The following is a 17,893-nucleotide window of genomic DNA, read 5'->3' as shown; positions in this document are numbered from 1 at the left end:
CGCTACGGGAGGTGCTGCAAGCAGACACAAAGACGCTCAGCGCGATGGGACATCATGGGCGATCGCGCGTGGTTCAGCAGCACAACGCCGCCACCGAAGCTCGTAAGCTGGCCGCCCTATTCCAGCAGATTGAAACCGAAGCGCGATTGTCTGAGGCGATCGCCCTACCTGACCTATCCCAACCGATTCCCGAAGGCTAGGCACTGCCTGCGGTTGCTCCTGGCTGTCTGCCCCAACCCCATCTGCTGCCTTCGCTCAACAGCATCTAGCCTGCTTGGAACGCGACCGAACGTCTCTCTGCCCCTTCTCATGGAATTCGCATGGCCTCTTCTGCCTCTCTCAACCGACTAGCCCTCAGCGGCGTGATCTGGACTATTGCAGGCTACGGAGCCAGCCAGGTTATGCGCTTTGGCGGCAACCTGATCCTCACCCGACTGCTGTTGCCGGAATATTTCGGACTGATGGCGCTGGTGAATATTCCCATCATCGGGCTGCAACTGTTCTCCGACGTGGGCATCATTCCCAGCATTGTGCAAAACAAGCGCGGCGACGAACCCGCGTTTTACAACACGGCCTGGACACTGCAAATTGTGCGGGGCTTTGGGCTGTGGCTGTTTTGTCTGGCGATCGCCTATCCCACGGCCCAGTTCTACAACGAGCCGCGCCTGCTCTGGCTAATTCCCGTCGTCGGGCTGACCACGATTCTCAATGGGTTTGAGTCTACCGCCGTTGCCACGCTGCGTCGCCACGTTGACCTTGCCAAAACCATCAAATTTGACGCGCTCATGCAGGCGGCCTCCCTAATTTTCATGATTATCTGGGCCGGATTCAGCCCGACGATCTGGGCGCTGGTGGGCGGCAACCTGGTGGCGGCGGCCCTGCGAACGGCTCGAAGCTTCTGGCTGATTCCGGGCTATCGCAACCAACTGTGCTGGGACAAAGACTCCCTGCGAGATCTCTTTAGTTTTGGCCGCTGGATCTTTATCTCTACGGCGCTGACCTTTCTGGCGACCCAGGCCGACCGTCTGATTCTGGGTAAATACATCTCCATCACCATGCTGGGGATTTACACCATTGCCTTTACCCTGTCGGACATTCCCCGGCAAGTCATTGGTGCATTGGGAACCAAGGTGATTTTTCCCGTGGTGTCGCGCACGGCAGATCTGCCCCGGCCTGAACTGCGGACCAAGATTTTGAAAAAGCGCTGGCTGCTGCTGATGGGGTCGGCGCTGCTGCTGTCGGGTGTGGTGGGCTTTGGCGATTTGTTTATCCTGACGCTGTATGACAACCGCTATCGGGATGCCGCGTGGATGGTGCCCGTGATGTCCTTTGGGCTATGGCACACGCTGCTGTATAGCACCATGAACCCCTGCCTGCTGAGCGTGGGCAAGTCGGTTTACGGCGCTTGGGGCAATCTGCTGCGGTTTGGGGCGATCGCCCTTGGGATTCCCTATGGGTTTGAGGCGGCGGGGCTATGGGGCGGCGTGCTGGCCATCACCTTTAGCGACCTGCCGATGTATGGCGTGGTGCTATACGGACTGGAAAAAGAGCGGCTGGGCTGCTGGCGGCAGGATGTGCAGGCGACGGCCGTGTTTTTGGGACTGCTGGCGGCGGTGCTGGGGCTGCGGCTGGCGCTGGGTTGGGGGCTGCCTGCCTTTGGCGGATCGGTGTAAATCCTGAGGAGCGATCGCCATGAGTCCAACAGTTGCCCTGGTGATGTACGGCTGGATTCCCATCGTGCTGTACCTGTTCACGCGCTATTCTCCCCCGCGGGCCGTCATCATCAGTTTTGTAATCGCGTGGCTATTCCTGCCGCAGGCGGCCATCGTGCTGCCCAGCATTCCCGACTACACCAAAATGTCGGCGACTTGCTATGGCATTTTGCTGGCAGTGTTTGTGTTCGACTCAGGACGATTTAGCACCTTCAAACCCGGCTGGATCGACGGGCTGATGGCGCTGTATTGCATCAGTCCATTTGTCTCGTCCATGGCCAATGGGCTGGGGGCCTACGACGGCGTTTCCAGCAGCCTGGAGCAGGTCGTGAGTTGGGGGCTACCCTACTTTTTTGGGCGATTGTACCTGAGTAATCTGGCGGGCATGAAGCACTTGGCGATCGCCATCTTTGCGGGTGGCTTGACCTATATTCCCTTCACCCTTTACGAATCGCGCTTTAGCCCCCAACTTCACCGGATGGTCTACGGCTATCACGCCCGCGCCGACTTTTCTCAAACCATGCGGATGGGCGGCTATCGTCCTACGGTATTTATGTCTCACGGGCTGGCGGTGGGCGCCTGGATGATGGCGGCGGCGCTGGTGGGCATCTGGCTCTGGAAAAGCGGCGTGCTGAAAAAGTATTGGGATCAGCCGATGAAGACGCTGGTGCCCGTCATGGTGGTCAGCTTTCTCAACTGCCGATCGACGGGAGCCTACCTGCTGCTGGTGTTTGGTCTGATCATCCTATTTCTGGGCAGCAAGCTGAAAACCTACATTCCGCTCATCCTCCTGGTCGTGTTCATCGGCACGTATCTCTACATGGGCGCAACGGGCTACATCACTCCTGATCGCCGCGACAGCATCGAAGAATTTGTCACCAAAACCCTAAATGAAGAACGCGCCCAATCGCTGATCTTCCGGCTGGAAAACGAGGAACTGCTGAGCGAGAAAGCCCGCCAGCGGCCTGTGTTTGGCTGGGGCGGCTGGGGGCGGGCCCGCGTCTACGATGACTACGGCAAAGACATTTCTGTGACGGACAGCCTGTGGATCATTGCCTTTGGGAATCAGGGCGCGTTTGGGCTGATCACGCTGTTCAGCACCATGATTGTCCCGTCGTTTCTGCTGTGCGTCAGTCGCTACCCGCCAAAAGTTTGGGCCCACCCGCTGGCGGCTCCTGTGGTCTGCGTGGCGGTCGTCACGATTCTGTTTGCGCTGGACTGTGTGCTAAACGCCATGCCCAATCCCATTTTCACCCTCTCTAGCGGCGGCATTGCGGGGCTGGTGCTGAAACCGGAGCCGCTGCGAAAACGAGTGCCCAAACGCAAACCCGCGGGGCGATCGCTCCCTCGTCGAAGGCACAGCATACCGCTCGCTTCACCCTAGATTTGGGAACGCTAATTGAAAGACTCACGATGTGCTGCGACTCACTTTTTTGCTGCTCCTGAGGTTGTTTTCATGCAAAAGATGATGCCATCATCTCTGCGCGTTTTGTACGCGGCTGGGCCCGGTAACGTGATCGGTACGTATCAACACTGGAGCCAGCAAAAAGATGATCCATCGCAGGTGTCTGTGACGTACTCCGGGCAGTTCTTTGAAGTCTGCCGCGAACTCAATGCGAATGCTTACGTGATTTCTTCATGTCGAGATAAACGAACGCTTCAGGATGGCGCATTTATCTTAGAACATCGACCCATTCCCTTTCGGAAGGCAACGGGGCTGCTCTACCACGCAGGGCAGATTTGGTATGGGCTGCGGCTGGCGATTACGGCTGTGCGGTTCCGCGCTGATGTGGCGGTTGTGGCTGATGGCACGACCCACTGGTTTATGCTGTCGCTGCTACCCCGGCTGGGGGTGCAGGTAATCCCATCGCTGCACTGTGTCCTGTGGCGCAAGTTCTTGCCCATGCGAAAACTTGAAAAGACCGCGCTCAGGTGGGGAAAACGCTTGTTTCAGCGGGATTGTCGCGCCATTTTGGCGATTTCTGATGATATCGCTGAGCAGGTTGCCATGCTCACCCATCGTCAGCATCGCACCATCTCCATCTTTACCCCTGTCTATCGGCGGGAACAGTTTGCCCTGCTGAAGCCGCCTGACGAAGCGCGATCGCCCTTCCGCGTGCTGTTTGCGGGGCGCATCGAGCCAGAAAAGGGCGTGTTTGACCTGCTGGACATCGCCAAGCAAACGCGCAGCCTCAGCCCCAATATCGTATTCGACCTGTGCGGCGATGGCTCGGCGCTGGATGCCCTGAGACAGGCAGCGGCCGCAGCAGGATTGGCGGATTCCTTTATCTGCCACGGCCACTGCGACCAGTCCGCTATGCGGCGGCGCTACGAAGCATCTCACGCCGTCATCGTGCCCACCCGCACCGACTTTGTGGAGGGCTTTAACAAAGTGGTAGTGGAAGGGGTGCTGGCGGGTCGTCCGGTGGTCACGTCCGCTGCCTGCCCTGCCCTGTCTGCGGTGCGCGAGGCGGTGGTCGAAGTGCCGCCAAACGATATCGCAGCCTACGCCGAGGCGCTGGTGACGCTGATGGGCGATCGCGCTTTCTATCGGCAAAAGCAGCAAGCCTGCCTCAAGCTGCAAGACCGTTTCTATGACCCCAAGCGCGGCTGGGCTGCCCGATTGAAAACGCTGCTGCTGACTTGCAAATCGCAAAACTATGGTGCGAGTGCGCTGCAACCCGAATATCGCAAAACCTGACCGCAGTCCTGGGAATCGAATCCGAACAGCGCAAATTCAGAACCAAAGCACACTAAAGCACATTACGGAGCAACCCTATGTCATCTGTCGCCCATTTGCCGGACACGCTACCGGACACGCTACCGGACACGCTACCGGACACGTCTTTGCCGGATAGAACCCCGGACATCACCCCAGATATCACCTTTGTCTGCTGCGTCGAGTCGGGCTGGCTGGAAACCCAGACCGTGCGGATGGTAGAGAGCCTGCGGCGCTGGGGCGGGGCCTTTGCTGATGCGCCCGTGGTGGCAGTCACGCCGCGCTTTGGGCCGCCGCTGTCGGGCAAGACGCTGCGGGCGTTTGACCGCCTGGGTGTGGAATACCTGCGCTTTCGGGCCCCCAATCCCTACGCCTGGAAAAGCTTTTTGAACAAGCACTACGCGATGGCGGCGGTTGAGGAACGCTGCACCACGGAGTTTCTGGGCTGGTTGGATAGCGACCTGCTGATTTTGGGCGAACCCGACCAGCTCCGCCTGTCCGACGACGAAGACTTTGCCGCCTGCGCCCCCGACAAAAACATCGGCACATCGGGCCCAGACGACCCGTTTGAACCCTACTGGCGCGAAGCTTGCAAGGTGGCAGGGTTGGAGCTATCTGATTTGCCGTGGGTGGTGACGGAGCGCGAGGGCATCAAAATCCGCCTGTACTGGAACAGCGGCGTGTTTGTCTATCGCCGCGCCACGGGCTTTTCCAAAGTCCACTTGGATACGACGCTGAAACTGCTGGATGCTCACATTGCCTCCGCCAAGGCGGGCGTGTATTTCACCCAGCACACCCTGGGCATGACGATGGTGAAGATGGGCCTGCGCTGGCGATCGCTCCCCCATTCACACAATTACGGCATGGGCACCAAGACCCATGCCCAGTGGTATGACCCCGAAAAGCTGCGGCAAGCCAAGATCTTGCACTATCACGATGCGATGTGGATGCCATTTTGGGACACGTTTCTGCAATGCCTGAACGACACGCATCCCGATGTAGGAACCTGGCTGGCAGCGCAGGGGCCCCTGGTCAACAGCGCCCCGCCCCAGTGGAAACTGCTGAGCAAGGGGCTAAATCGGCTACGCCAGCAAAAGGCCGCCGAATATCAAAAGCTCTGTACTGTGATTTGACGGATGAGTGGATTGATACCGTGATTTTAGCCGCTGTGTGATTTAATCTCAGTGGATCGAAAAGGACGGGTTCCGGTGCATTGATCGACCCATCGCTAGCCCGAAGCAACCCAGTTGTGCGCGTTTTTGATCAACCCCTATGACTCAATCTTTACCCCTGACCCCAGCGACCCGCCTGCTGGTGGTGATTGTGAACTATCGAACGCCCGACCTGACCATCGACACGCTGCGATCGCTCGTCCCCGAAATTCAGGCCATGCCCAATACCCGCGTGGTGGTGACCGACAACCTCTCGCCAGATGACTCGGTCGCAAAAATCGGAGGGGCGATCGCCGCTGAGGGCTGGGACTCTTGGTGTACCTTTATGCCCCTCCCCAAAAACGGTGGCTTTGCCTATGGCAACAATGCGGCGATTCGGCCAGCGCTGCAATCGGAACACCCGCCAGACTACGTGCTGCTGCTCAACCCAGATACCATCGTTCGGCCGCGGGCGCTGCAAGTGCTGGTGCAGTTCATGGACGAGCATCCCAGCGTGGGGATTGCGGGCAGTCGGCTAGAAGACCCAGACGGCACGCCCCAGCGCTCGGCCTTCCGGTTCCACACCCTGCTGAGCGAAATCGACAGCGGGCTGCGGCTGGGCGTGGTCAGCCAACTGCTAAACCGCTGGACCGTTGCGCCGCCTGTCTCAGACGAGACGTTTCAAACCGATTGGGTTGCTGGAGCCAGCATGATCATCCGCCGCGAGGTCTTCGATGCCGTGGGGCTGATGGATGAAGAATACTTCATGTATTACGAAGAGATGGACTTTTGCCTGCAAGCCCATCGCGCTGGCTGGCCCTGCTGGTATGTGCCAGAGAGCCGCGTCGTGCATCTGGTGGGGCAAAGCTCTGGTGTCACCAACCAAAAGCAAGCGCCCAAACGTCGCCCGCAATATTGGTTTGACTCGCGCCGCCGCTATTTTGTAAAAAACCACGGCTGGCTCTATGCTGCCGCGACAGATGCCGTGTGGGCCAGCACCTTTGCTCTGTGGCGACTGCGGCGCGTCCTCCAGCAAAAGCCCGATGCCGATCCGCCCAATTTCCTGTCTGATTTCATCGCTAACAGCGTGTTTCTGAAAGGCGCAGATATTAAGCCTGCCCGCTGTTCCTGAGAGGGCTTCGGCGGAAAGTCTGGCTGGGTTTTTCAGATAGCGTTGAAAAATAGCGTTAAATCTAGTTCTCCAAAAAACCTCTTTGAAGGGCTACTGTGTACACACAAGTCTTCTACGCTTGAGCAGCGATGTGTTGATCCCCCCTAACCCCCCTTGAACGATCCCCCCTTAACCCCCCTTGAACAAGGGGGGAACCGAACCTGGAGTGACCCGAAGCAAGGAGAACTGGCTTAGAAGTCCCCCTGATTAAGGGGGATTTAGGGGGATCTTTCAGAGCCTGACGCAAAAAGATGGTGTACATAGTCGCTTGTTAAGGAGGGAGTCGAGCCGCCCGATCACAGTCCCCCTGATGAAGGGGATTTAAGGGGGATCAAACGCCGACTTCCTAAGCCGACTTCCTAAACAGAACCCTCACTGCATACCCTAACCCCAAATTTCATCTATGGTTGCTCATCCCGACCCCTCTATCTCCTCGATAATGTCTGCTGATTCGGATGATGCGCCGCTGTCGCTGTGGCAGCAGATCAAAGAAGACTGGATCGCCCACGGCCGCGACTGGACGAAGCCGGGATTTCGCGCAGTGGCGGTGCATCGCTTTGGCGTGTGGCGCATGGGCATCGAGCCGAAGCTGCTGCGGGCCCCCTTCAGCATTCTCTACCGGGCCATGTTTCGCCATGTTCGCAATGTCTACGGGATCGAACTGCCTTACACGGTGCAGCTTGGGCGGCGCGTGATTATTGAACACCAAGGGGCGATCGTGATTCATGGGCAGACGGTGATCGGCGACGACAGCGTGATTCGTCAGGGCGTGACGATGGGCAACCGCTATCTCGATCGCCCCACGGAAGCGCCCCGCCTCGGCAAGCGGGTGAATGTGGGCGCGGGGGCGAAGATTCTGGGTGCGGTGACGCTGGGCGACGATGCCAATGTGGGCGCAAACGCCGTGGTGTTGAAGGACGTACCCGCAGGCAAGACGGCGGTGGGCATTCCTGCCAAGATTATCGACTAGCGGCGGCAAGGGCTTGGGCAGCCAAGCAAGGGACAGGCTGGCGCAACGGCGATCGCCCCTAGTCTGATAGGCTTGAGGGAATTGTTTTAGGGCTTCGGGGGGCCGCTGAGCCGTGCCATCGTCTGATCTGGAAGAAAAATCTTCACTGCTGCCGCTCCAGCGCGTCTTGGGCAGCTTGCGGCACTATCCCTGGCTGACGCTGGGCGGGCTGCTGAGTGCGCTGCTGCTGATTGCGGCCTACGCAGCAACACCGCAACTCTTCCGATGGGCCATTGACCAAGGGGTGGCGCAGCGCAATCTGCGCGTGGTGTTGTACGGGGCGGGTGGGCTGGTGGCGGCGGCGATCGCCCGGGGCGTGTTCAACTTTGGGCAAAGTTTCTGTGCCGAGGCGCTGTCGCAGGGGGTTGCCTACGATCTGCGAAACCGCATTTTTCAGAAAATTCAAAACCTCAGCTTCAGCTATCACGACCAATCCCAAACTTCGCAACTGCTGACGCGAGTGACCAGCGACATCGAGCAGGTGCGGACGTTTCTCAGCACCAGCCTGATTCAGGTGATTAGCGGCGTGGTGACGCTGGTGGCGATCGCCATCATTCTGCTGATTATGAACTGGGAACTGGCGCTGATCACGCTGACGGTGGTGCCCGCGAGTAGCTGGCTGATGGCGCGTTTTTTGCGGCAAAACAGCAGCCTATTTCGCCGGGTGCAGGAACAGTTGAGCAATCTAAACGCCGTGCTGCAAGAGAACCTGATCGGCGTGCGCGTGGTCAAGGCGTTTGTGCGCGAGGACGTGGAAACGGAGCGCTATTCCGACCTGAATCAAGACCTGGTGGCGGCGAACCTGAAAACGGTGCGGTCAATTCGCAATACGTTTCCGTTTATCTTTTTGCTGAGCAACCTGGTGACGGTGGCAGTGATCGGCTACGGCGGCGCGGCTGTGATTGGCGGCCGCTTTTCGGTAGGCGAACTGGTAGCGTTTAACTCCTACCTGCTGCTGATTTTGCAGCCGATTTTGCTGATTGGCTTTGCGGCCCCGGCGATCGCCCAGGCAGCGGCTTCGGCAGAGCGCGTGTATGAAGTGGTGGATGCTGAAATCGAAATTCGCGATCGCCCCAAAGCGGTTCCGTTTGTCACCTGCGGCGGCCGCATCACGTTTGAGAATGTGTCGTTCCGCTATCCCGGCTCCAGCACGCCCGCCCTCCGCCATGTGTCTTTCGAGACTCGGCCCAACGAGCTAATCGCCATACTGGGCATGACAGGTTCGGGCAAAAGCACCGTGGTTAACCTAATTCCCCGGTTTTACGACGTGACAGACGGAGCCGTGCGGATTGATGGGCGGGATGTGCGCGATTTCACGCTGCAAAGCCTGCGATCGCGCATCGGCATCGTGTTTCAGGAAACGACGCTGTTTTCTGGCACGATCTTGTCCAACATCACCTACGCCAAGCCCCACGCCACCCTAGAAGAGGCGATCGCGGTGGCAAAAACAGCGCAAATTCACGACTTTATCATTAGCTTGCCGGAGGGCTATCACACCCTCGTCGGAGAACGCGGCGTGGGGCTATCGGGCGGGCAAAAGCAGCGATTGGCGATCGCCCGCACACTGCTGACCGACTACAACATCCTAATCCTGGATGACAGCACCTCGGCCGTGGATGCCAAGACCAGCGCCGAGATTCAAGCCGCCCTCGACGACCTGATGCGCCGCCGCACCTGCACCTCCTTCGTGGTGGCCCAGCGCATTAGCACTGTCCGCACTGCCGATCGCATTCTGGTGATGGACAAGGGGCGACTGGTGGCCCAGGGCACCCACGAGGAACTGCTGAAAACCAGTCCGCTCTACGGCGTGATTTTGGAATCCCAGGTGAAGAAATCCGTCGCAGCCTCCGCCTAAACTGCCCATCTCAACTATCTTGTCCAATGCTTTCTTGTCCAATGCTTCTGCCCCACCCCCTGTCCTGACACCCAGATCAATCCCAGATCAATTCTTACAAGTCTTATCTTACAAGTCTTACAAGGGCTTCTCCCAAGCGCCAAAGCCCGGAGGCCTCATCAACGCCTAGTCTGGCAATCCCCAATCCAAAATCCCCAATCCCCAATCCAAAATCCCCAATCCAAAATCCACAATCTGTCTCCAAATGGGTATCAGCGGGTAAATTGGGAGGGCAGATAGTCGTTTGGAGCCGCGACAGATAATCGCGAAGCCGAATTGCAAGACTGGCAAGACTGGGAGGACAGGGAACGATGGAACCACTCAACGCCGCACAGCGCAGGGCATGTTTTCAACAGGCGGGCGATCGCGCTGGGGTTCATGCGCCGCTGTTGGCGGCCCTCCACGCGGTGCATCAGGCTCCTACCCTCAGCGATGGTGAAGTCGGCCTCGGCATCTCGCCTGCCAACCAGGTGGCGCTGACAGAGGTGGAAACGCTACCTGGACAGGTGCAAGTCGCCGCCAGCACGGTTCGCAGTATCACCGATCGCCTGATTGCTCAGGGCTGGCAAAGTGCTGACCTGTGGGACGTGGATTGGGGGCGCTATGGCGATCGCTTTTTGACAGCCTTAGCGGAGGGCTATTTGCCGCCGCCCAACGACACCCACGCCGCCCAACTCGAACCCTGCGACGGCGGGGCGCTGCTGCGAGCCTATGTCCAGAGGGTGGAAGCAGACCATCAGGCGGCGGGTTTGCCGTCTAACCTGGCATTTGTGGATGGGGCGCTGCTGAATTTCCTGGAACAAGTGCCTGCAACCTATCGCGGGCTGAGCCACGAACGGGACGGACTGCTGGAGGCGGTGCGGCTCTGGCGGAAGTTGGACAGCCAATCGGCCGCCATTCACTCGCTCCTGCCCCGTGGGTCAACCTTTGAGCCAGACGCGCTGCCTGCTACGGACCGCTTGGACATCGCCTTGCAAGACCTGAGCCGCCGCCTGCCGCTCAACTATGCAGGCTATCCCCATCAGCGGGAGGCGCTGCTGCGGCTAGTGCAGTGCTGGCGACAGTTGCCCAGCCGAGAAGCGGCGATCGCCTCTCTAGAAAAGAAAGATCCCCTTTCCCCAGATTTGACCACGCTAGACCCGGCGCTGATGGCTTTTGTGCAGCGGCTTCCGGCGCGTTACCTGGGCAAAGGAGAACAGCGCAATGCCCTGACGGAAACCTTTCGCCTGTGGCAAGGCCTGGATTCGCGCACGACGGCTGTGCGGACGCTGGGCGTAGATCCAGAATCCTTGATGAGCGCCAGCCCCGCCGCGCTGCTGGATGCTGCTCGCCAGCTTGATCAACAGCTTCTGCGATTTGTCCAGCGGATTCCCGCCGCCTATCGCCAAACCGATGCTCAGCGAGTGGCCCTGCTACATCTGGTGCAGACTTGGCGGGGGCTGGAAACAGGCGAGGCCACCGTGCGATCGCTCGTGGATGACCTGCGGCAGTTGCAATCGGCACATCCCGGCTCTCCAGACGCAATGCCTGCGCCCGTACCCGACCTGCTGCCCGTGCTGCAAACCGAGTGGACGCTAGACACGATTCAACTGCACGGGGCGATCGCCCCTGGCGGACGGCTGACCTGGGCGGAGGCGACCCAAGGCGGGCTGTACCTGCCGAAAAATCTGGCGGCGATGCGGGCGATCGTGCGTCTGGCGACAGCGATGGAACAGGTGGCCACGCGACTAGGGCGATCGCCCCACATCATCGCGTGGCACTGTTCTCCAGAGGCAGCCAGGGCCTTGCCTGGCCCCAATCCAGATCAGCATACGCTGGGCTGTGCCTTGCTGTTCTACTGCGACGGTCTTACCGCGCAGCAGATTTACTGGACGCTCGATCCCTGGTGGACAGGTGGGCTAGGGCGGTTTACCCAATATCCAGCGCTGGTCTACCTAGAGAGCAGTGGGGCGATCGCCAGCCCAGAGCCAGATCACCGCGTCCGCTGGGTTCACTAAAATCAAGCGTTTCTAAATTAGGCGTTTCTAAATGCCCAGCATCAGGCAGTTCCAGTCAACAGCACCAGTCAAAGTCAATAAGACGCTCAGGACGCTTTGGTGGACTTAGTGCTGCGCGTGGTGGATGCCGCTTTTGGGGTTGTGGACTTGGCAGAGGTGGATGTTGCTGCCGTTTTCTTGGCGGGCGCTGGTTCGGTTGGCGTTACCTCAGCCTCGGCCTCAGCGGTCGATTTAGCAGATTTGGTTGTCTTCTTTGCAGCGGACGCCTTGGTTGTGCTGGATTTAGCCGTGCTGGATTTAGTTGTGCTGGATTTAGCCGTGCCAGCCTTTGCGCGGGTTGTTTTGGTGGTTTTGGTCGCCGTCTTGGTGGCCGAAGTCTTTGTGCCTGCGTCGCCAGTTTTGCTGGAACGGCGCGAGGTTTTCTTGGTGGCGGCTTTTTCTGCCAGCGCTTTCAGGGCCGCTTCCATGCTGATGGATTCGGCTTTTTCGCCTTCAGGCAGGGAGGCGTTAAGTTTGCCGTGCTTGATGTAAACGCCGTAGGGGCCGTTGTAGAGGTTCACGGGTTCGCCGTCTTCCGGGTGGGGGCCTAATTCTCGGATCGGAGCCGCGGCCCGTCCGCGTCCGCGCCCTGCCTTCGGCTCTGCCAGCAGTTCTAGCGCCCGCTCTAGGGTAATCGTCAGCACGTCGTCGTCGCCTTTGATCGAGCGGTAGTCTTTACCGTTTTTGCCCTGGTCATGGACGATGTAGGGCCCAAAGCGACCCAGATTCGCCTGAATCTTGCAGCCCGTTTCCGGGTGCATCCCCAGTAAACGCGGCAGCGCCAGCAGGTTCACCGCCTGCTCCAACGTTACATCTTGGGGCTGCACGCCTTTGGGCAGCGAGGCCCGCTTGGGCTTGGGGTTTTCATCCGTTACGTCGCCAAGCTGCACATAGGGGCCGTAGGCTCCGATCAGCACGTAAATTGGTTCGCCCGTTTCGGGATGAAACCCAAGCTTGTCCGGCCCTTCGGTTTTTTGACGCAGCAGCACTTCGACCCGCTCGGCATCCAGGTCAGACGGCGTAAAGTCTTGGGGAATGGTAGCTTTAACCGGCCCCTCCTCGGTTTCGGTTTCGATATAGGCTCCGTAGCGGCCAATGCGGACTTTGGCATCCAGCCCCTCCAGATCCACGCTGCGGGCTTCGGCAGGGTCGATTTGGCTCTCGCGCTGCTTCACCTGCCCATCTAGCCCGGTTTCGCCCAGGTAAAACTGCTGGAGATAGGGCAGCCAGTCGGCTTCGCCCGTGGAAATGTCGTCTAGCGTGCGCTCCATGCGAGCGGTAAAGCTGGTGTCTACCAGGTCAGGAAAGTGCTTTTCGAGCAGGCTGGTGACGGCAAAGGCAGTGAAAGTGGGCACGAGACTGTTGTTCACCATTTGGGCGTAGCCCCGGTCGATGATGGTGCCGATGATGCTGGCGTAGGTGCTGGGGCGACCGATGCCTTCGCTTTCCAGCGTTTTCACCAGGGACGCTTCGGTGTAGCGGGCGGGCGGCTGGGTTTCGTGGGCGATCGCCTCTAGCTCCTGACAAGTGGGATGGTCGCCCTCCCGCAGCACAGGCAGGATCACTTCCTGGTTTTCGATTGCCGCATCGGGATCGTCCGACCCTTCCACGTAGGCCCGGAAAAAGCCGGGAAAGTCAATGCGCTTGCCCGTAGCGCGAAATCCCGCATCTTCTGCCTGGATTTGCACGGTGATATTCGTCTGGCGGACTTCTGCCATCTGGGTGGCCACCGTGCGCTTCCAGATCAGGTCATAAAGCTGAAACTCGCGCCCGCTCAGGCCCGTTTCCTGGGGCGTGCGGAAGGTGCTGCCTGCGGGACGGATGGCTTCGTGGGCTTCCTGTGCGCCCTTGCTCTTAGTAGAATAGCGGCGCGGTTCGGGGCTGAGGTATTCGCTGCCATACATCTGCTGAACGCAGCTTCGAGCGGCGGCGATCGCCTGTTGCGACAGGTTCACCGAGTCGGTTCGCATGTAGGTGATATAGCCCTGTTCATAAAGGCTCTGGGCCACGCGCATCGTATCACGGGCCGACAGGCGCAGCTTGCGGTTGGCCTCCTGTTGCAGCGTCGAGGTGGTGAAGGGCGGCGAGGGCTTGCGCGTCGAAGACCGCTCTTCTAGTCCTGTGACAGTCCAGGTTGCCGACTGGAGGCGATCGTGCAACGCCTGGGCCTCTGCCTCACCCAGCAGCAGCACATCGCGCCCGGCGATGATTTGTCCCGTCGATTCGTCAAAATCTGCCCCCGTGGCAATGCGGCGGCCACCCAGGGTCACCAGTTTCGACTCAAAGCTGCTGCCGTCTTTCTCCAGCGTCGCCTTCAGATCCCAGTAAGACCCCTTGCGAAAAGCGCGGCGCTGCCGTTCGCGGTTGACCAATAGGCGTACTGCAACCGACTGAACTCGCCCTGCCGATAGACCCCAGGCAATTTTTTTCCACAGCAAGGGCGACAGCGTGTAGCCCACTAGCCGATCTAGAATGCGCCGGGTTTCCTGGGCATGAACCAGTTGCTCATCCACATCGCGGCAGTTTTGCAGGGCCTCGCGGATGGCTTCCTCGGTGATTTCGTGGAACACCATGCGCTTCGTGGGCACCTTGGGCTGGAGCAGTTGCAGCAGGTGCCAGCTAATGCTTTCCCCCTCACGGTCTTCGTCCGTCGCCAGGATTAGCTCGTCGGCCTGTTTTAGAGCCTCTTTCAGCGCCTTGACGACTTTCTTTTTATCCTGCGGCACGATGTAGAGCGGCTCAAAATCTGCGTCTACGTTGACCCCCAGTTTTGCCCACTCTTCGCCCTTGACCGAAGCGGGAATGTCGCTCGCCGACTGGGGCAAATCTCGCACATGGCCCATCGATGCCTCGACCCGATAGCCCGGCGGCAGGTAGTTGCGGATGGTTTTTGCTTTGGTGGGGGATTCGACAATGACGAGAGTTGACATGGATCTCAGTCGTGCTAAGAAAAAGGACGCAGATGGAGAACGTATCGGTAACGCTTCGATCTGGCGGGGGCCGGGCGAGGACGAGACAGATAGGCGATTACAGACAGGCGATTACAGACGGGCGATTATGGGACAGTCCGTTTGACTGATGCCTGTTCTCTACTTATAGACCATAGCCTTGAAAAGTAGGGAATCTCAAATCGTAAGGATTTTACAAGAAGGAAATCTTTTGGGGGCTATTAGGAGAAACAACGGGGATTATCGGCCGAGCCGCACGTAGCGCACAGATTTGCGCGGTATGATCCATTAGAAATGGAAAGAAATGGAACAAGTCTGAACCTGAATGCAGGGGATTAAGTAGCAGTTTGCCCACAGAGAACCGATCGAGAATCACGTTTGAACGCTTTAACGGTTTGTCGAACGTTTCGTTTGAACGCTTGTGTCGAACTGCCCATGATTCTGATAAGGTCATTTTGTTCCATCACATCTTCAACTTTGCGCCGTTTACGCTAGACCCCCTATGGACTTTTCCACGCTTGCTGGCCAGCTTAATGCCGGAACCATTCTGCCGGAAGGGATTGTGATTGCCACGCTGATGGTGGTGCTGATCGGAGACTTGATTGTGGGGCGATCGTCGGCTCGATGGACTCCCTACGTGGCGATCGCCGGACTGTTAGCGGCCGTTGTGGCGCTGGTGCCGCAGTGGGATATCGCCGAACCCATTTCGTTTCTGGGGAGCTTTAGCGGAGACACCCTGAGCGTCGTATTTCGCGGCATCATTGCCCTGTCGGCGGCGCTGACGATCCTGATGTCGGTGCGCTACGTAGAACAATCGGGCACATCGCTGGCCGAGTTCATCGTCATTTTGCTCACGGCGACGCTGGGCGGTATGTTCCTCTCTGGGGCCGATGAACTGGTGATGGTGTTTGTGTCGCTGGAGACGCTGAGTATTTCGTCTTACCTGCTGACGGGCTATATGAAGCGCGACCCCCGCTCAAACGAGGCGGCGCTGAAGTATCTGCTGATTGGCGCGGCCAGTTCCGCCATTTTTCTCTACGGCTCGTCGCTGCTGTACGGGCTGTCGGGTGGGGAAACGCGATTGGGGGCGATCGCCACCAACGTTGCGATCGCCGGGCTTGAAGACTCCATTGGCATTGTGATCGCCTTGGTGTTTGTGATTGCGGGCATTGCCTTCAAGATTGCCGCTGTTCCCTTTCACCAATGGACCCCAGACGTGTACGAGGGGTCACCAACGCCCGTAGTCGCGTTTTTGTCAGTGGGTTCAAAGGCAGCGGGCTTCGCTTTGGCGATTCGCCTGCTGGTAACGGCCTTTCCTGCTGTTTCCGATCAGTGGCAGTTTGTGCTGACCGCCCTGGCAATTCTCAGCATGGTGCTTGGCAACGTGGTAGCTCTGGCACAGACCAGCATGAAGCGACTGCTGGCCTATTCCTCGATTGGTCAAGCCGGCTTTGTGATGATTGGGCTGATCGTGGGTACTCAGGCCGGCTATTCCAGCATGGTGTTCTACCTGCTGGTGTACCTGTTCATGAACCTGGGCGCGTTTTCCTGCATCATCCTGTTTGCGCTGCGGACGGGCACAGACGAAATTACCGAGTACAGCGGTCTGTACCAAAAAGACCCGCTGCTGACGCTGGCGCTGAGCATTTGTCTGCTGTCTCTGGGCGGCATTCCGCCGCTGGCAGGCTTCTTTGGCAAGATTTATCTATTCTGGGCAGGCTGGCAGGCTGGGGCCTATGCGCTGGTGCTGGTCGGCCTGGTGACGAGCGTGATCTCCATCTACTACTACATCCGCGTGGTGAAGATGATGGTGGTGAAGGAGCCGGATGAAATGTCTGAGTCGGTAAAGAACTATCCGCCAATCCGCTGGACGTTGCCAGGAATGCGCCCGCTCCAGGTAGGCATCGTCACGGCGCTAATCTTCACCTCGCTGGCGGGCATTCTGTCCAATCCGCTGTTTACGCTGGCGAATGACTCGGTTGACCGCACGCCGATGCTGCAACCCGCGCTACGGGTTGAACGGGCCCTGATGGCGATCGCCCGTCAAAATCCTGTGGAGTAGGGCTGCGGCCGCACTCCGATGGAAGGGGAAGAAGGAAGAACGAAGAACGAAAAACGAAGAGTGAAAAGTGGGTGGCTGATCGCTTGGCGATGGGCCACCTGCTTTTTGTGATTACGGTTTTTCGGTTATGGTTTTTCGGTTACGGTTTTGCGATCGCAGTGCGAGGCCGCACAAGATCTGCAAAATACAAAAATCACACCAGGAAAATCACACGACGGTCAGGTCGCCCTGCACATCCAGCCGCTTAAAGTTGCCCAGCGTCAGGTAGCGTTCGGTCAACGTTTCGGCGATCGCCGGGGTCACCCAGCCGATCTGCTTGAGCAGGTGAACCGCGACGGCATACTTGGCCCGCTTGGCTCCGTCCATCACCTTGATCGCCAGCCCCATGCCTTCGCCCACGCGACCAATGCACTGAATCCCCTCTGCACCCGACTTGCTCACCAGCGCCCCTTCCGACAAGCGCATCACTTCTGTATCAAATTCGCCCTCGCCTGCCACCAGAATGGGGTGATGGGTCATCGCTCGCACAATGCGTTCCAGATCCAGACTGCTGCCCGACGCAAGCTGGGCAAACAGCGTCGCCATCTGCCCCAGTTGCATAAAGTAGGTGGGTGCGCCGCAATCGTCGTGGGCGGAGATAAATTCCGCCGCGGGCATCCGCAGCAGTTCTGAGACCTTGGACAGGATCAGCGTCTGCACCGGGTGGTTGCGCTGCAAATAGTCGGAGGTGGGATAGCCAAGCTGGCGGCAGACTGCTAACATGCCCGCATGTTTACCAGAGCAGTTATGCTCTAGCGGGCTACGCTTGCCATCGGGAATGGGGCATTGCAACATTGACGGGTCAACGTCGCAGCGCCAGAGAATGTTGAACACCTGACGCACCTGCTCAATTGTGCCGCGATGGGAACTGCACATAATCGCCAGATCGCGATCGCTCAACCCAAAGCGCTCCAGCGTGCCCGTGCTGGTCACGGCCATCGCCTGAAACGGCTTGAGCGACGATCGCACAAAGGAAGCCGTCTCCGCACTGCCCGCGACGGACAGCACGCGACCACGATTGTCTGCAACTGCCGCCTGCACCAGGTGCCGCGACTCGATAATGCCCTCTCGCAGCAGCCGAACTTCTAGCTCTGCGGTCTGTACTCGTTTTCCCCTAGTCATTCCTGGCCTTAGCCATTTCCAGTAAATAAA

Annotated in this window: 11 protein-coding genes and 1 pseudogene; 10 read left to right on the top strand and 2 right to left on the bottom strand. The window is 58.8% G+C overall.

Features of this window, described 5'->3' with window-relative positions; all coding sequences use genetic code 11:
• From IGS51_RS02330 to IGS51_RS02290, 9 genes and pseudogenes are all read left to right on the top strand, one after another.
• Positions 1 to 200, top strand: a pseudogene (locus tag IGS51_RS02330) (hypothetical protein); the annotation flags it as partial.
• A 120-nt stretch (positions 201 to 320) separates the two neighbouring features.
• Complete coding sequence (locus IGS51_RS02325; protein WP_297075378.1) at positions 321 to 1,673, top strand: oligosaccharide flippase family protein; 1,353 nt, start codon at positions 321 to 323, stop codon at positions 1,671 to 1,673.
• A 19-nt stretch (positions 1,674 to 1,692) separates the two neighbouring features.
• Entirely contained in the window at positions 1,693 to 3,096 is a 1,404-nt protein-coding gene (locus tag IGS51_RS02320; protein WP_297075376.1) for an O-antigen ligase domain-containing protein, read from the top strand.
• A gap of 84 nt (positions 3,097 to 3,180) precedes the next feature.
• A complete protein-coding gene (locus IGS51_RS02315) occupies positions 3,181 to 4,413 on the top strand; it encodes a glycosyltransferase family 4 protein (protein WP_297075373.1) in 1,233 nt (410 codons plus the stop codon).
• Positions 4,414 to 4,490: 77 nt separating this feature from the next.
• Positions 4,491 to 5,564 (top strand): hypothetical protein, encoded by a 1,074-nt coding sequence (locus IGS51_RS02310; RefSeq protein ID WP_297075370.1) that lies wholly within the window; start codon positions 4,491 to 4,493, stop codon positions 5,562 to 5,564.
• A gap of 139 nt (positions 5,565 to 5,703) precedes the next feature.
• Positions 5,704 to 6,714: a glycosyltransferase family 2 protein gene (locus tag IGS51_RS02305; protein WP_297075367.1), complete on the top strand. Its 1,011-nt coding sequence runs from the start codon at positions 5,704 to 5,706 to the stop codon at positions 6,712 to 6,714.
• Between the two features lie 478 nt (positions 6,715 to 7,192).
• Positions 7,193 to 7,723, top strand: a complete 531-nt coding sequence (locus tag IGS51_RS02300) for a serine acetyltransferase (protein WP_297075365.1) — start codon at positions 7,193 to 7,195, stop codon at positions 7,721 to 7,723.
• A 112-nt stretch (positions 7,724 to 7,835) separates the two neighbouring features.
• The gene (locus IGS51_RS02295; RefSeq protein ID WP_297075363.1) at positions 7,836 to 9,617 is read left to right on the top strand and encodes an ABC transporter ATP-binding protein; all 1,782 of its coding nucleotides are present in this window, start codon (positions 7,836 to 7,838) and stop codon (positions 9,615 to 9,617) included.
• 350 nt (positions 9,618 to 9,967) lie between these two features.
• A complete protein-coding gene (locus IGS51_RS02290; RefSeq protein ID WP_297075360.1) occupies positions 9,968 to 11,653 on the top strand; it encodes a peptidase M15A in 1,686 nt (561 codons plus the stop codon).
• An 86-nt stretch (positions 11,654 to 11,739) separates the two neighbouring features.
• On the opposite strand, the gene topA is transcribed toward IGS51_RS02290, so the two are convergent.
• On the bottom strand, positions 11,740 to 14,622 hold the full coding sequence (gene topA / locus IGS51_RS02285) for a type I DNA topoisomerase (protein WP_297075359.1): 2,883 nt from the start codon (positions 14,620 to 14,622) through the stop codon (positions 11,740 to 11,742).
• 520 nt (positions 14,623 to 15,142) lie between these two features.
• On the opposite strand from topA, the gene IGS51_RS02280 reads away from it, so the two are divergent.
• The gene (locus tag IGS51_RS02280) at positions 15,143 to 16,702 is read left to right on the top strand and encodes an NAD(P)H-quinone oxidoreductase subunit N (RefSeq protein ID WP_297075356.1); all 1,560 of its coding nucleotides are present in this window, start codon (positions 15,143 to 15,145) and stop codon (positions 16,700 to 16,702) included.
• A gap of 207 nt (positions 16,703 to 16,909) precedes the next feature.
• On the opposite strand, the gene IGS51_RS02275 is transcribed toward IGS51_RS02280, so the two are convergent.
• Positions 16,910 to 17,863: an asparaginase gene (locus tag IGS51_RS02275; protein WP_172356377.1), complete on the bottom strand. Its 954-nt coding sequence runs from the start codon at positions 17,861 to 17,863 to the stop codon at positions 16,910 to 16,912.
• Positions 17,864 to 17,893 lie beyond the last annotated feature (30 nt).

Origin of the sequence: Thermoleptolyngbya sp. M55_K2018_002 (assembly GCF_015295965.1) — a bacterium.
GTDB classification, from domain to species: Bacteria; Cyanobacteriota; Cyanobacteriia; order Elainellales; family Elainellaceae; genus Thermoleptolyngbya; species Thermoleptolyngbya sichuanensis.
Note: the sequence above shows the minus strand (reverse complement) of the source record. Positions and strands in the feature narration are given on the sequence as shown.